Source organism: Lentzea sp., from assembly GCF_035525475.1.
In the GTDB taxonomy this organism is placed as follows: Bacteria; Actinomycetota; Actinomycetes; order Mycobacteriales; family Pseudonocardiaceae; genus Lentzea.
The window spans coordinates 70,411-84,459 of the sequence record NZ_DATLEC010000265.1 but is presented as its reverse complement, the minus strand read 5'-3'; the positions used below and the strand labels follow the sequence as shown (position 1 = coordinate 84,459).

Sequence of the window (14,049 nt, the reverse complement as noted above, 5' to 3'; positions counted from 1 at the left end):
CATGCACCTGGCCACCTACCTGGGGCTCCTGCACACGTCGCTGCGGACGCTGGCCGACGCGTTCCGCGAGGTCGCGAAGGGCCACGGCGACGAGCCGGACGTGCAGCACACCTGCACCGTGCTCGCGTCGCGGATCGACGAGCAGGTCTCCGCGCTCGGCCCGATCGTCGAGCGCTACGGCGAGCACAGCGAGCCCGAGCCGGAACGCCTGCACGCGGCCGAGCTGAAGGAGACCCGCAGCGGCGGCGTGGGGCTGCTGCGCGACCTGCAGGACCTGTACGCGCTGGCGTCGTTCACCGACATCACCTGGACCGTCGTCGGCCAGGCCGCGCAGGCGTTGCGCGACGAGGAACTCATCGACGTCGTCAGCACGTGCGAGCAGGACACCGCACGTCAGCTCGCGTGGCTGAAGACGCGGATCAAGCAGAGCGCCCCTCAGGCGCTCATCGCGGCGAGGGGTTGAGACATGGCAGAAGCTGGTGTGCGCACGCTGGTCCCCGCGAGAATCGACAGGCTGCCCTGGTCGCCGTTCCACACGCGGATGGTCGTGGCGCTGGGCGTCGCGTGGATCCTCGACGGCCTGGAGATCACGGTCGCGAGCGCGATCGCCGACACGCTGACCAAACCGGAGACGCTCGGCCTCTCCTCCACCGCGGTCGGCCTGCTGGCCACCGTCTACCTCCTCGGCGAGGTCGTCGGCGCCCTCTACTTCGGCCACCTCTCCGACAAGCTCGGGCGCCGCAAGCTCTTCATGCTGACGCTGGGCGTCTACCTGGTCGGGTCGGGCCTCACGGCGTTCACCCTCGGCAACGGTCCTGGCTGGCTGGTCTTCCTGTACCTGACGAGGTTCGTCGCCGGCATGGGCATCGGCGGCGAGTACGCGGCGATCAACTCCGCGATCGACGAGCTCATCCCCGCCCGCTACCGGGGCCGCGTCGACATCGCCGTGAACGGCACCTACTGGGCGGGCGCGGTGCTCGGCACGCTCGGCTCGTTCATCCTGCTCAACCACGTCGAGCTGTCGCTGGGCTGGCGGCTCGGGTTCCTCATCGGCCCGGTGCTGGGCATCGTGATCCTCTTCGTCCGCCGCCACCTGCCGGAGAGCCCGCGCTGGCAGATCATGCACGGCCGCAACGAGGAGGCCGAGCGGACGCTCGCCGGCATCGAGGAGGAGGTCGAGAAGGAGTCCGGCTCCAAGCTCCCCGCGGTCGACGAGAAGAAGGCCATCGAGGTCAAGCCCGCCGAGGAGATCGGTTACTTCGCACTGGCCCGCGTGCTGTTCCGCGAGTACCCGAGCCGCGCGGTCCTGGGCGCCACGCTGATGATCACCCAGTCGTTCCTCTACAACGCGATCTTCTTCACCTACACGCTGGTGCTGGGCAAGTTCTACGGCGTCCCGTCCGAGGTGACGCCGCTCTACCTGATCGCGTTCGCGGTCGGCAACCTCGTGGGTCCGTTCACCATCGGGCACCTCTTCGACACCGTCGGCCGCCGCCGGATGCTGTTCCTCACCTACTCGGTCTCCGGCGCCCTGCTCGCCGTCACCGCCGTGCTGTTCTACGCCGGAGCGCTGAACGCGATCACGCAGACCGTCGCGTGGTGCGTGATCTTCTTCTTCGCCTCGGCCGGTGCCAGCGCCGCGTACCTGACGGTCAGCGAGATCTTCCCGCTGGAGGTGCGGGCGAAGGCGATCGGCGTGTTCTTCGCGATCGCCCAGTGCTTCGGCGCTCTCGGCCCGGTCATCTACGGCGCGCTGATCGGGTCCGGAGACCAGCCGGTGCGGTTGTTCATCGGCTACCTGGTCGGCGCGGTGATCATGATCGCGGGCGGGCTGGTCGCGCGGTTCCTCGCGGTGGACGCGGAGAACAAGTCGCTGGAGGACATCGCCATGCCGCTGTCCGCGACCGCGCGGCGCAGCCACACCCGTGCCGAGGGGGCCGGCTCACCCTTCAAGACGTGAGACCAGCACCCCTCCGCGCTCGACGAAGGACTCCGGCAACCACGGCTGTCGCACCTCGCGGCCGTTCCACCGCGTCTCCCGCACGTGGACGCCCGGAGTGCCGGTGGCCAGGATTGTGATGTTCTTCTTCGTGATCCTGGCCTTGGGGAACATCGGGCTCGACACGTGCAGCTCGGCACTGCTGGGCGTCCGCGGGTACAGGCCGAGCGCGGCGAAGACGTACCAGGCGGACATCGTGCCGAGGTCGTCGTTGCCGGGCAGGCCGGACGGTCCGGTGCGGTAGACCAGCTTCACCATCGCCCGCACGGTCTCCTGGGTCTTGCGCGGCTGGCCGAGCTCGTTGTAGATCCACGGCGCGTGGATGCCGGGCTCGTTCGTCGGGTCGTACCGGAGTGCGTCACCGCCGGTCGCCCACGAGCCGTCCTGGCGGTGGAAGAACGCGTCGAGCCTGGCCGCCGCCGCTTCCTTGCCGCCCATGACCTCGGCGAGGCCTTGGACGTCGTGCGGCACCATCCACGTGTAGGTGGCGCTGCTGCCCTGCGCGAAGCCCTGGTCGGACGCGGGGTTGAACGGCGTCACCCACGTGCCGTCGGCCTTGCGGGCCTGCTGGTACCCGGTCTCCGGGTTGAACGTGTTGCGCCACCAGCCCGCGCGCTTCTCCAGCTCCTCGCTCGGACGGCCGAGCTCGCGACCGAGATCCGCGAGCGCCTGATCCGCCACGGAGTCCTCCAGCGTCTCGGCGGCGCCGCCCCAGCAGTGGCAGGTGTCGTGCGGCGCGTAGCCGAGGCGCAGGTACTCGGCGAGGTTCGGGCGCTGGCCCTCGCACTGGCCGGGGCAGCCCTTGTCGGACAGGCCGTCCGGGTGCGGCACGGTGGCCTGGCGCAGCAGTGAGTCGTAGGCCGCGTGCACGTCGAAGTCCTTGGCGCCCATGGCGTACATGCCGGCGATGGCCGGTGCCGACGGGTCGCCGGTCATGACGTGCGTCGGGCCGGTGATGTGGACCCACCGGTCCCACACCCCGCCGTTCCTGCGCGAGATCTCCAGCAACGACTGGGCGTAGTCGCTCGCGACGTCCGGTGCCAGCAGGGCCAGCAGCTGGGTGTGGGCGCGGTACTGGTCCCAGCCGGAGAAGTTGCCGTACCGCGTCGGGACGCCGGCGTCGGTGATCACGTTGGGCTGCAGGAAGGCGTGGTAGAGCGCGGTGTAGAAGATCGTGCGCTCGTCCGCGGTCCCGCCGTCGACCTCGACCGCGCGGAGCTGCTTCGCCCAGGCCTTCCTCGCCTCCTTCGCGACGTCGGCGACGGTGGCGCGCTTCGGGATCTCGGTCGCGAGGTTGCGCTTGGCCGCGTCGAGGCTCGTGTAGGAGATGCCGACGCGCATCCGCACCGCACTGTCCGCAAAGGACACGTACCCGCCGGATCCCCTGCCCGCACGGCCGCTTCCGGTCAGGTAACCTTCGCCACCACTCGCCTGAGTCGTGCCCGGCCTGAGCTCACTGTTGACCCACGTGCCGTACGCGGAGATCGGGCGGTCGAACGACGCCGTGAAATGCAGGCGGTAGTAGGTCTTCTGGTTGTTCGTGCCGCCGTTCGCGCGCCGGCCGCAGAACGCGCCGGTCAGCACCGAGCCCGAGACGGAGTTCGTCGCCGGGTCGATGGTGATGTCGGCGTCCTCGCTGCCGTTGAGCGAGTTCGAGGTGCGGAACAGCAGCGATCCGGTGACGGGGAACGTGAACTCGCCGACGCCCGCGCGGGTCGACACGGACAGGTCCGCCGTGGCACCGGACTTGAGGCCCATCCGGTACCGGCCGGGCTCGGCGATCTCGTCGTCGTGCGAGAAGTCGCTCGCGAAGATCTGGTCCTTGGTGTCCGCGGTCGGGGACGAGGTGATCTCGCCGACGTGCGGCATGATCGGCACGTCACCCGCCGCGCCGGGGTGGCAGCCCGCGCCGTTGACGTGCGTCAGGCTGAACCCGCGCACCTTCGTGGCGTCGTGGGCGTACCCGTTGGCGGCTCCCGTGTTCGTCTGGTCGCCCCGCGTCGACGTGGGGCTCCACGAGATCATCCCGAACGGCCGCACCGCGCCGGGGTAGGTGTTGCCACCGCCCGCCGAGCCGATCAGCGGGTCGACGTACCGGGTGTCGTCTCTCACCGCCGCACTCGCGGGCGTCGCCAGCGCGGCGGTGAGGACCAGGACCAGGGTGACCGGGAGCGCTCTCACGTCCCGGGACCCTAACCGGTTTTCAGTGAACGCAGGGTGGCCGATATCCGTCGATCTTCAGACCGCGGAACTCCAGGTCGTTGGGCGTCTTCCCGACGAACACCAGGCCACGGGCGTCGTCCAACGCCTCCGTAAGCGGGTAGTTCGGCGCGCCCAGCTCCGGCGAAGTCGTCCAGTCGTCAGCCCGGAAGCTGAAGAACCTCGTGACGAGCCTGCCGTGCGTGGACGGGATCTTCGTGAGCCACTTGGCGCCACCGCTCCAGTCCGATGCCGGCCGCAGCTGGACGTAGAGGTCGTCGGAGGCGCGGTAGGTCATGAAGAACCCGTGCGAACGGCTCAGGTCCGCCTGGGCCTCGAACTGGTTGCCCAGCCACAGGACCATGACGTGCCAGTCGTTCGAGAGAAACTTGATCTTCGCGGAGTAGTCGTGCCGGCCCCGCGGCACGAGGATGCTGCCGGTCGCGGGCTCGGTGGCGCCTTCACCGCTGGCGAGCCACTGCTGGAACCGGTCGATGGACGGGGTGTCGCACTCGCGGCCGTGCGAGGCGTTCGCCACGGCCGTGGAGCCGACCGTGACCATGAGCGCGCACGCGATCACCGCGACGCGGCCGAGCGTCGATTTCAAGCGCATCTGGCGTACCGTAGCGGAAATTGGTATGGACCATTTCGTTCACAGATGACTGCACTCGCCGACGGCGCACCCACCAGCTCCCACGAGCCGTCTAAAGGGTGATCAACGCCTGGATCGGCAGGTGGTCCGACGGGAACTGGCCGTCCCGCTGGTAGGTGTTGATCGCGGCGGCCTCGACGGACGCACCGCGCGTGAGGATCCAGTCGATGCGCGGGCCGTCCGGGATCAGCGGGCCGAAGCCGTGGAACGTCCCGTAGGCCGGCGTGGTGCGCGGGCCGGTGACCCACGTGTCGGCGAGCACGCTCGTCAGGATCTCGTAGGCGGGCGAGCCGGGCACGTCGTTGAAGTCGCCGGTCAGCACGACGGGCAGCGTGAAGGTGCTGAGCCGGTCGCGCACGAGCTCGGCGCCGCGCACGCGGGCGTTGGCCGACTCGTGGTCGAAGTGCGTGTTGACGGCGACGAACTGCTTGCCCGTGAGCCGGTCCAGGAACCGGACCCAGGTGACCATCCTGACGACGTTGTTGCCCCACGACCGCGAGCCCACGACGTTCGGCGTCGCGGACAGCCAGTGGTGGTCGAACTCGAGCGGTTCCAGCCGGTGCGCGTCGAAGAAGATCGCCATGAACTCGTCGTGGCTGCCGCCCAGCCGACCCTGCCCGACCCACTCGTAGTGGTCGGGCAGGTCGTGGTCGATGTCCTTGATCTGCTGGTAGAGGCCTTCCTGAGTGCCGATCACCGCCGGGCGCTCGCCGAGCAGGAGCTGGGCCACCGCCGGTCGCCTGGCCGCCCACGAGTTGGGCTCGGCGTCCGAGGCGTACCGCAGGTTGAACGACATGACGTTCAAGGTCGACATTGGACCGATCATGGCACAAGCCCGCCCTGTTCTCAGGACGGGCTTGTGGTCTACGCCGCGGCGTAGCCGATCGGACGGCTCGTGAACGTGCCACGGCCCTGCGTCCGGCTGCGCAACCTCGTCACGTACCCGAACATCTCGGCCAGCGGCACGCTCGCCGTCACGACCGTCGTACCGGCTCTCACCTCGGAACCGACGATCCGGCCCCGGCGCGAGGCCAGGTCACCGAGCACACCGCCGACGTACTCCTCCGGCACCGTGACGGTGACCTCGGCGATCGGTTCGAGCAGCGTCATCGTCCCGGCCCTGAGCGCCTCGCGGAGCCCGAGCCGGCCCGCCGTGCGGAACGCCATCTCCGAGGAGTCCTTGACGTGCGTGGACCCGTCGGTGAGCGTCACCCGCAGCCCGGTGACCGGGTGGCCGAGCGGCCCCTCGGCCAGCGCGTCCCGGCAGCCCTGCTCGACCGCGCGGACGAACTCCTGCGGCACCCGCCCGCCGGTGACCGCCGAGCGGAACTCGAAGCCCGTCTCCAGCGGCTCGGTGTCGATGACGACGTGGGCGAACTGTCCTTGACCTCCGTCCTGCTTGACGTGCCGGTACACGAATCCGGTGACGCCGGTGGCGAGCGTCTCGCGGTAGGCGACCTTCGGCCGTCCCATGACGATCTCGACGCGGTGGTCCGTGCTCGCCTTCTTCACCGCGACCTGCAGGTGCAGCTCGCCCAGCCCGGAGAGCACCGTCTGGCCGGTCTCCGGATCCGTCCTGACCCGCAGGGACGGGTCCTCGTCGGCCAGGTGCCCGAGCGCCTCGGCCAGCTTGGCGTGGTCCGCACTCCGCCGTGCCTCGACGGCCACCGACACGACTGGCTCGGCGGACACGGGAGGTTCGAGCGACAGCGGAGCCGCCGGGTCGCACAGGGTCGCCCCGGTGCGAGCCGACTTCAGCCCGATGACCGCCACGATGTCCCCCGCGACCGCCTGGTCGACCGGCGTGTGCCGATCGGCCTGCACCCGCAGGATCCGCCCGACGCGCTCGTTCCTGCCCGCCACCAGGACCGTCTCTCCCTTGTGGACCGTGCCGGAGTAGACGCGGACGTAGATGAGCCTCCCGGTGGCGGTGGCGTTCACCTTGAACACCAATGCCGAGAAAGGCGCGTCCGGGTCGGCCTCCCGTTCCTGGCCGTCGACGCCCCGCACCGCCGGAACGTCCACAGGGGACGGAAGGTAGACGATCACGGCGTCCAGCAACGGTTCGATGCCCCGGTTCCGGTACGCGGAGCCGCACAGCACCACGGTTCCCCGTCCATTCCTGGTCAACTCCCTCAACGCGTTCGTGAGCGTCCGCTCGGACAAGCCGGTCTCGAAGAACTCCTCCACCACTTCCGGGAGCAGCTCCGCCACCGCCTCCTCCAGGAGCCGCCGACGCCGTTGCGCCTCGGGGAGAAGCGCTTGTGGCACAGGGCCTTCCAGCCGTTCGTCGTTCCAGGTCGACGCACGCATGCGCACCAGGTCGACAACGCCTTCGAAGGCTTCCTCGGCCCCGATCGGCAGCTGCACGACGAGCGGAACGGTGTGCAGGCGCGTGCGAATCGACTCGACGGCCCTGTCGAGGTCCGCGCCCGGCCGGTCGAGCTTGTTGACGAACGCGATCCGCGGCACCCCGTGCCGATCGGCCTGCCGCCAGACGGACTCGCTCTGCGGCTCGACACCGGCGACCCCGTCGAACACCGCGACAGCCCCGTCCAGCACCCGGAGCGACCGTTCGACCTCGTCGGAGAAGTCGACGTGCCCAGGCGTGTCGATGAGGTTGACGCGATGCCCGTCCCACGTGCAGCTGACGGCCGCGGCGAAGATCGTGATGCCGCGGGCGCGCTCCTGCGGGTCGAAGTCCGTGACGGTCGTCCCGTCGTGCACCTCGCCCCGCTTGTAGGTGGCGCCGGTGGCGAACAGGACGCGTTCGGTGAGCGTGGTCTTGCCGGCGTCGACGTGGGCGAGGATGCCCAGGTTGCGGACGGCGTCCAACGTGGTCGTGCGCATGGCTCAGTGCCTTTTCGGTGTGAAAGGACTACAGGTCAGCGCGATGAGCCGACGACCGTCTCGGGGTCGTCAGACACTCCGGTGCCCGGCGCGCAGCGGGCAGCCGGGGTGCGAGGACACGAGGATCACGTCGAAACGGGACGAGAAGATGACGGCGGCGGTACGCACGGCCGGTCCCCTCTCGTCGCTCGGTGATGATGTTCGTGGAGCGTAACCACGAGGGCCGCTCGCACGACAGCGGATTTACCGGCTCAGGAGCGTCCGGATCTTCTCGGCGAGAGTTCCCGCGGCCGGCCACAGCTCGTTGTCCCGCCGACCGGCGGCCTCGATGGTGCCGAGGAGCTCGCGCAGCTCGCGGACCGCGTCCACCTCCTCCTGGTCGCGGAACAGGTCACCGAACTCGAACGAGAGCCTCGGGTTCACGACGTCCCGCACGGCCCATTGCTGGAGGACGTGCCCCGGCAGCACCTGGGCGAGCCGGTGGTAGAAGTCGACCCGCTCCAGCGGCCGGCGCACTCCCGAATGGACGGCCGCCTCCCCTGCCCACCACTCGACGACCCTCTCCGCTTCCTCCCGCGACTCCCACTGCCTGGGCACGGTCCGCTGGCGCTGCTTGATGAGCTCGCGGCGCACGGACGGCTCGTAGATCCCGCGTACCTGGAAGTTCGTCAGGTGCACCCGTGGCACGACCATCTGGGACAACGGCCCCGGGCTGCGGCGGTGCCGGCCGGCCACCACGACGTCCTGCCCGTCGTCGCCCCGCTGCGGCGGCAGCACCCACAGCTCCGTGCCGGGCGAGAGGTTCTCCAGGTCGGTCGCGGCCACGTTGGCGACCACGCACCACCCGAGCAGTCCGTCCATCGTCACAGTCTGCCGAGGAACACCGCCTCGACGCCCACCGTTTTACGGGACATGCGTTTGTGTTTGCTCGGCGACTCCATCGCCGCCGGCGTCGGCAGCACGCGTCGCGAGGACACCCTCGGCCCCCTGCTCGCCGACCGCCTCCGCAAGGCAGGACACCAGGTCGACCTGAAGGTGCACGCCGTCTCGGGCGCCCGTTCCGCCGACCTGCGCGCCCAGGTGCGGTCGGCGGTCGCGAGCGGCGTGGACATCGCCGTGGTCGTGATCGGCGCCAACGACCTGACCAGGTTCGTTCCCGCGCACATCGGCGCGCAGCAGCTGCACGACGCCGTGGCGGACCTCAGGCGGGCGGGCGCCGAGGTCGTCGTCGCCACCGCCCCCGACCTGAGCATCGTCACACACGTGCCGCCCGCGTTGCGCGAGGTCGTGTCGGCGGTGAGCCGGGAGTACGCACAGGTGCAGCAGCAGGCCGTGATCAAGGCGGGCGGCGTGGTCGCCCACGTCGAGCGCGCCGTCACGCCGCGGTTCGCCGCCGATCCCTCGCTCTTCGCCGCCGACCGCTTCCACCCGTCCGCCGCCGGCTACCGCGAGATCGCCGCCGCGCTCGGCCCGGCGGTCGAGGCGGCCGCGGTGCGCTGAGAGAGTGCGATCCGAGAGATTGCGGTCTGTGAGATTGCGATCAAGGCCGTGGCGTCGTACTGTCCGCACTAAGTTCAAGCATTGAACGAATGAGGTGGATGATGGCAACGCCCACTCCGGCGGACAAGTTCTCCTTCGGCCTGTGGACCGTGGGCTGGCAGGGTCGCGACCCCTTCGGCGACGCCACGCGGCCCGAGCTCGACGTGGTCGAGGCGGTGCACCGGCTCGCCGAGCTGGGCGCGTGGGGACTGACGTTCCACGACGACGACCTGTTCGGCTTCGCGGCGACGCACCGCGACGAGCAGATCAGCAGGCTGCAGGGCGCGCTGAAGGACACCGGGATGGTCATCCCGATGGTCACGACGAACCTGTTCGCCCACCCCGTCTTCAAGGACGGCGGCTTCACCAGCAACGACCGCTCGGTGCGCCGGTTCGCGCTGAAGAAGGTGCTGCGCAACATCGAGCTGGCGGCCGAGCTCGGCGCCGAGACGTTCGTGCTGTGGGGCGGTCGTGAGGGCTCCGAGTACGACGTCGCCAAGGACGTGCGTGCGGCGCTCGACCGGTACCGCGAGTCGATGAACCTGCTCACGCAGTTCGTCACGGACCGCGGCTACAACCTGCGGTTCGCGCTCGAGCCCAAGCCCAACGAGCCGCGCGGCGACATCCTGCTGCCCACCCTCGGGCACGCGCTGGCGTTCATCTCGTCGCTCGACAAGCCCGAGATGGTCGGCCTCAACCCCGAGGTCGGTCACGAGCAGATGGCCGGGCTGAACTTCGTGCACGGCATCGCGCAGGCGCTGTGGCACGACAAGCTCTTCCACATCGACCTCAACGGTCAGCGCAGCATCAAGTACGACCAGGACCTGGTCTTCGGCCACGGCGACCTGATGAACGCGTTCGCGCTGGTCGACCTGCTGGAGAGCGCCGGCTACGAGGGGCCGCGGCACTTCGACTACAAGCCGTCGCGCACCGAGGACATCAAGGGCGTCTGGGACTCGGCCAAGGCGAACATGGCTACCTACCTGCTGCTCAAGGAGCGCGCTCTCGCCTTCCGGGCCGACCCGGAGGTGCAGGAGGCTCTCGAGACGGCCGGTGTCGCCGAGCTGGGCAAGCCGACGCTGAACGACGGCGAGTCGTACGACGACCTGCTCAAGGCCGACGACGGGTTCGACCCCGACCAGGCGGCCGAGCGCGGCTTCGGCTTCGTGCGCCTCAACCAGCTCGCCCTCGAGCACCTCACGGGAGCGCGCTGACATGACGCTCGTCGCGGGCGTCGACTCCTCGACGCAGTCGTGCAAGGTCGTCGTCCGCGATGCGGAGAGCGGCGAGCTCGTCCGGGAGGGCCGCGCCACCCACCCGGACGGCACCGAGGTGCACCCGTCGCACTGGTGGGACGCGCTGCAGACCGCGCTGGCCGACGCCGGCGGGCTCGACGGCGTCGAGGCGCTGAGCGTCGCGGGCCAGCAGCACGGCATGGTGTGCCTCGACGAGAACGGCGAGGTCGTGCGCGAGGCGCTGCTGTGGAACGACACCCGTTCCGCGGCGGCGGCCTCCGCCCTGACGGAAGAGCTGGGCGCGGAGCAGTGGGCGTCGCGAATGGGCGTGGTGCCGGTCGCGTCGTTCACGATCACCAAGCTGCGCTGGCTCGCCCAGCACGAGCCGGACAACGCCAAGCGCACCGCCGCCGTCTGCCTCCCGCACGACTGGCTGACGTGGCGGCTGCGCGGCACCGGCGACCTCGCCGACCTGGTCACGGACAGGTCGGACGCCTCGGGCACCGGCTACTTCGACTCGGTCGCGAACGCCTACGTGCCCGACCTGCTGTCACTGGCACTCGGCCGTTCCGACGTGCTGCTCCCCCGCGTGCTCGGCCCGTCCGAGTCCGTGGAGGGCCCGGTGCGCCTGGGCCCGGGCGCCGGCGACAACGCGGCAGCGATGCTCGGCGTAGGCGGCGGCGTGGTCATCTCGCTGGGCACGTCCGGCGTCGTCACCGCGACCGCCGACGTGCGCGCACAGGACGCCTCGGGCATCGTGGCGGGCTTCGCCGACGCGACGGGCCGCTACCTGCCGCTGGCGTGCACGCTGAACGCGGCCCGAGTGCTGGACTCGACCGCCCGCATGCTGGGCGTAGACCTCACCAGGCTGAGCGAACTGGCCCTCTCCGCACCCGCCGGCGCGGAGGGCGTGGTGATGGTGCCGTACCTGGAAGGCGAACGGACCCCGAACCTGCCCGACGCGACAGGCGCACTGCACGGCCTGACGCTGACCAACGCCACACCGGCGAACATCGCCCGTGCCGCCATCGAAGGCATGCTGTGCGGTCAGGCCGTAGGCCTGGACGCACTGACCGCCCAAGGCGCAGACGTGAGCGGCATCCGCCTCGTGGGCGGCGCAGCCGTGTCTCCAGCCGTACGCGAGATCGCGCCGACGGTGTTCGGTGTCCCCGTGACGGTGCCCGCACCGGGCGAGTACGTGGCCGACGGCGCGGCACGCCAGGCGGCATGGACGCTCACGGGCGGCGCGACGCCTCCGGAGTGGAGCAGTGCCGACAGCAAGCGGTACGAGGCGGACGCGGTGCCGGAGATCCGGGCGCGGTACGCCGAGGCGGCGCAGAAGTACCTGAACCGATGACCAGGCCGAGGGGTGGCGGAGCGCTCGCCTGCGGTCGTCCGGCTTTCAGCCGGTTTGCCCGCGGGCGGGCGCACCGCCCACCTCTCGCCGAGGTCCGGCTCTCGGTCCGCGCGCCGCTCGCTGTCACACCACGCGCGCTCACCCCGGACGACGCCACACAGCAGGACTTCGCACCGCACGGCGCTCGCGGTGGGCAGGTCGCAGCCGCACCACACGCCGTCACGCCGAGCGCACCCCTCCCCGCATGGCTGGCCATGACGCCGAGCGCACCCCTCACCACACGGCCGACCATCACATCCCTCCAAGCGCAGCACCTCACCACGCCACGCACGCCACACCGCGCGCCGCTCGCCGTGGCACCACACGCCACCACGTCGAGCGCACCCCTCGCCACACGGCTGGCCATTGCGCCCAGCGCACCCCTCGCTACACGGCCAACCCCAACAGCGAGCGCGCCCCTCCGCGCACCGCTCACCGCCACACCGAGCGCGCCCCCTCGCACGCAACTCCCCATCACATCGCCCGCCCCACGCCGTGCACCGCTCGCCATCTTCCCGAGCGCACCCCTCGCCACGCGGCCGACCGCCACTCCGAGCGCGCCCCTCCCCACGCTGCGCGCCGCCGCACCACCCGCCCCACGCACCATCCCTGCGAGCGCACCCCTCACCACCCGAAGCACGCCACACCGCGCGCAACCCCCCGCGGCCCCGAAGCGATACTGGGCGCGATGACCACCGTCGACCACCTGCGCCAGGTTCGCCTGAACAACCTGCGAACGGTCTTGCTCGCCCTGGTCGACCGCCCCGGCTCGCGAGCGGACCTGGCGTCGAGGACCGGCCTGACGAAAGCCACCCTCTCCAACCTCACCGAACCGCTGCTGGCCAACGGGATCCTCGTCGAGGACCCCGCCACCCTCGCAGGCATGGGCAGGCCGTCCAAGCCACTGCGCTTCAACCCGGACGGACCCGTCGCGGTCGGCGCGGAGATCAACGTCAGCCACCTCGCCGTCGAGACCCTGGGCCTCGACGGCGAGACCCTCAGCCGGCATCTGGTGCCGGCCGACATGCGCCGGTCGTCTGCGGACGAGGTGCTCGACCGGGTCGCCGAACTGATCCGCGAGCACACCGCCGGGCGCACGCTGCTCGGGGCTGGGCTCGCGGTGCCCGGTGTCGTGCACGACGGCGTGGTGGTCAGGGCTCCCAACCTGCCGAAGCTCGTCGGTGTTCCCCTCGCCGAAGGTCTCGGCCGGCGGCTGGGGCTCGAGGTCGAGCTCGACAACGAGGCCAACCTCGCCGCGCTCGCCCACCTCTGGCCCCGGCACCTCGCCGGGGAGGACTTCGTGCACGTGTCGGCCGACGTCGGCATCGGCGCGGGCGTCGTGCTCCACGGCGAGGTGTACCGGGGGGCCAGCGGGTTCGCCGGTGAGCTCGGGCACGTCGTGATCGAACGTGACGGCGTGCGGTGCACGTGTGGCAGCCGTGGGTGTGTGGAGCAGTATGCGGGTTTGGACGTCATCCTGCGTGAGGCGGGGCGGCGGAGGCTCGACTCGTTACACAAGGCGCTCGAGGCCGGAGATGCCCGAGCCGTCAGGGCGGTGACGCAGGCCGGGCAGGCGCTCGGTGTCGGGCTGGCCACGTTGATGAACCTCTTCGACGTGCCCACTGTCGTGCTCGGCGGCAGCTACGCCGTGCTGCACGAGCACCTCAGCGTCGCCATCCAGTCCGAAATGGACACCAGGGTGCTCGCGGGCGGTGAACGGCACACGCGGCTCGTCGCCTCACCGCTCGGCGAGTTCGCCGTGGTGCGGGGTGCGGCCGGGCTCGTCACCCGGCGCGCCGTGCAGCAGCCCGAGCGCCTCTTCGCATAGCCGCGACGCCCACGCCTGCCGCGGCCACGCCGAGCACCAGCGAGAAGTACCCGCCGACGATGCCGTAGCCGGTGCCGGGACCACCCTTCGCCATCAGCACGACCATCCCGCCGAGCACGATCCCGATCACGCCGGAGGCCGGCGCCACCACGCCGCTCCGGCCCCGCCGCAAAGCCAGCACGCCCCAGACCAGACCGAACAGGCCGAACGCCATTCCGGCCAGCGACCACATGCGTCCGGCGGTCATCTCATAAGCAGCAGCAAGTGTCATGGCGCAAAGCCTCGTCGGCGAACGCGCAAGAGTCGTCGTGCGAGCGCAGACACCGGCTACTGCGGGCGCAGTACTGCGAA

12 protein-coding genes are annotated in these 14,049 nt (G+C 70.6%); 6 read left to right on the top strand and 6 right to left on the bottom strand.

The window, feature by feature from the left end:
• Nucleotide 1 precedes the first annotated feature (1 nt).
• Nucleotides 2-463 carry a hypothetical protein gene (locus tag VM306_RS40670; RefSeq protein WP_325524988.1) on the top strand — a complete coding sequence of 154 codons (462 nt, stop codon included), beginning with the start codon at nucleotides 2-4 and terminating at the stop codon, nucleotides 461-463.
• Between the two features lie 3 nt (nucleotides 464-466).
• Nucleotides 467-1,960: an MFS transporter gene (locus VM306_RS40665; protein WP_325524986.1), complete on the top strand. Its 1,494-nt coding sequence runs from the start codon at nucleotides 467-469 to the stop codon at nucleotides 1,958-1,960.
• On the opposite strand, the gene VM306_RS40660 is transcribed toward VM306_RS40665, so the two are convergent.
• From VM306_RS40660 to VM306_RS40640, 5 genes are all read right to left on the bottom strand, one after another.
• Nucleotides 1,943-4,180, bottom strand: a complete 2,238-nt coding sequence (locus VM306_RS40660; protein WP_325524984.1) for a GH92 family glycosyl hydrolase — start codon at nucleotides 4,178-4,180, stop codon at nucleotides 1,943-1,945. The two genes, VM306_RS40665 and VM306_RS40660, sit on opposite strands and share 18 nt — an antisense overlap.
• Before the next feature lie 22 nt (nucleotides 4,181-4,202).
• Nucleotides 4,203-4,811: a hypothetical protein gene (locus VM306_RS40655; RefSeq protein WP_325524982.1), complete on the bottom strand. Its 609-nt coding sequence runs from the start codon at nucleotides 4,809-4,811 to the stop codon at nucleotides 4,203-4,205.
• A 91-nt stretch (nucleotides 4,812-4,902) separates the two neighbouring features.
• A complete protein-coding gene (locus VM306_RS40650) occupies nucleotides 4,903-5,664 on the bottom strand; it encodes an endonuclease/exonuclease/phosphatase family protein (RefSeq protein ID WP_325524980.1) in 762 nt (253 codons plus the stop codon).
• 50 nt (nucleotides 5,665-5,714) lie between these two features.
• Nucleotides 5,715-7,700, bottom strand: coding sequence for an elongation factor G (gene fusA, locus VM306_RS40645; protein ID WP_325524978.1), 1,986 nt, complete (start codon nucleotides 7,698-7,700; stop codon nucleotides 5,715-5,717).
• A gap of 243 nt (nucleotides 7,701-7,943) precedes the next feature.
• Entirely contained in the window at nucleotides 7,944-8,561 is a 618-nt protein-coding gene (locus tag VM306_RS40640) for a hypothetical protein (protein ID WP_325524976.1), read from the bottom strand.
• A gap of 51 nt (nucleotides 8,562-8,612) precedes the next feature.
• Between VM306_RS40640 and VM306_RS40635 the strand changes: the two genes are divergently transcribed.
• The 4 genes from VM306_RS40635 (at nucleotide 8,613) to VM306_RS40620 (ending at nucleotide 13,698) form a co-directional block, all read left to right on the top strand.
• Nucleotides 8,613-9,200: an SGNH/GDSL hydrolase family protein gene (locus tag VM306_RS40635; protein WP_325524974.1), complete on the top strand. Its 588-nt coding sequence runs from the start codon at nucleotides 8,613-8,615 to the stop codon at nucleotides 9,198-9,200.
• Between the two features lie 98 nt (nucleotides 9,201-9,298).
• The gene (xylA, locus tag VM306_RS40630) at nucleotides 9,299-10,453 is read left to right on the top strand and encodes a xylose isomerase (protein WP_325525163.1); all 1,155 of its coding nucleotides are present in this window, start codon (nucleotides 9,299-9,301) and stop codon (nucleotides 10,451-10,453) included.
• Nucleotide 10,454: 1 nt separating this feature from the next.
• Nucleotides 10,455-11,831, top strand: coding sequence for a xylulokinase (gene xylB / locus VM306_RS40625; protein WP_325524972.1), 1,377 nt, complete (start codon nucleotides 10,455-10,457; stop codon nucleotides 11,829-11,831).
• A 727-nt stretch (nucleotides 11,832-12,558) separates the two neighbouring features.
• Nucleotides 12,559-13,698 carry an ROK family protein gene (locus VM306_RS40620; protein ID WP_325524970.1) on the top strand — a complete coding sequence of 380 codons (1,140 nt, stop codon included), beginning with the start codon at nucleotides 12,559-12,561 and terminating at the stop codon, nucleotides 13,696-13,698.
• On the opposite strand, the gene VM306_RS40615 is transcribed toward VM306_RS40620, so the two are convergent.
• On the bottom strand, nucleotides 13,655-13,969 hold the full coding sequence (locus tag VM306_RS40615; protein WP_325524967.1) for a DUF6223 family protein: 315 nt from the start codon (nucleotides 13,967-13,969) through the stop codon (nucleotides 13,655-13,657). The two genes, VM306_RS40620 and VM306_RS40615, sit on opposite strands and share 44 nt — an antisense overlap.
• Nucleotides 13,970-14,049 lie beyond the last annotated feature (80 nt).

What these genes read in the sequence shown, in the direction of transcription:
- VM306_RS40615 (WP_325524967.1), bottom strand. Translation starts at nt 13,969, where the DNA reads ATGACACTTGCTGCTGCTTATGAGATGACCGCCGGACGCATGTGGTCG.
- VM306_RS40670 (WP_325524988.1), top strand. Translation starts at nt 2, where the DNA reads ATGCACCTGGCCACCTACCTGGGGCTCCTGCACACGTCGCTGCGGACG.
- VM306_RS40655 (WP_325524982.1), bottom strand. Translation starts at nt 4,811, where the DNA reads ATGCGCTTGAAATCGACGCTCGGCCGCGTCGCGGTGATCGCGTGCGCG.
- VM306_RS40635 (WP_325524974.1), top strand. Translation starts at nt 8,613, where the DNA reads ATGCGTTTGTGTTTGCTCGGCGACTCCATCGCCGCCGGCGTCGGCAGC.
- VM306_RS40665 (WP_325524986.1), top strand. Translation starts at nt 467, where the DNA reads ATGGCAGAAGCTGGTGTGCGCACGCTGGTCCCCGCGAGAATCGACAGG.
- xylB (WP_325524972.1), top strand. Translation starts at nt 10,455, where the DNA reads ATGACGCTCGTCGCGGGCGTCGACTCCTCGACGCAGTCGTGCAAGGTC.
- VM306_RS40620 (WP_325524970.1), top strand. Translation starts at nt 12,559, where the DNA reads ATGACCACCGTCGACCACCTGCGCCAGGTTCGCCTGAACAACCTGCGA.
- VM306_RS40640 (WP_325524976.1), bottom strand. Translation starts at nt 8,561, where the DNA reads ATGGACGGACTGCTCGGGTGGTGCGTGGTCGCCAACGTGGCCGCGACC.
- fusA (WP_325524978.1), bottom strand. Translation starts at nt 7,700, where the DNA reads ATGCGCACGACCACGTTGGACGCCGTCCGCAACCTGGGCATCCTCGCC.
- xylA (WP_325525163.1), top strand. Translation starts at nt 9,299, where the DNA reads ATGATGGCAACGCCCACTCCGGCGGACAAGTTCTCCTTCGGCCTGTGG.
- VM306_RS40650 (WP_325524980.1), bottom strand. Translation starts at nt 5,664, where the DNA reads ATGTCGACCTTGAACGTCATGTCGTTCAACCTGCGGTACGCCTCGGAC.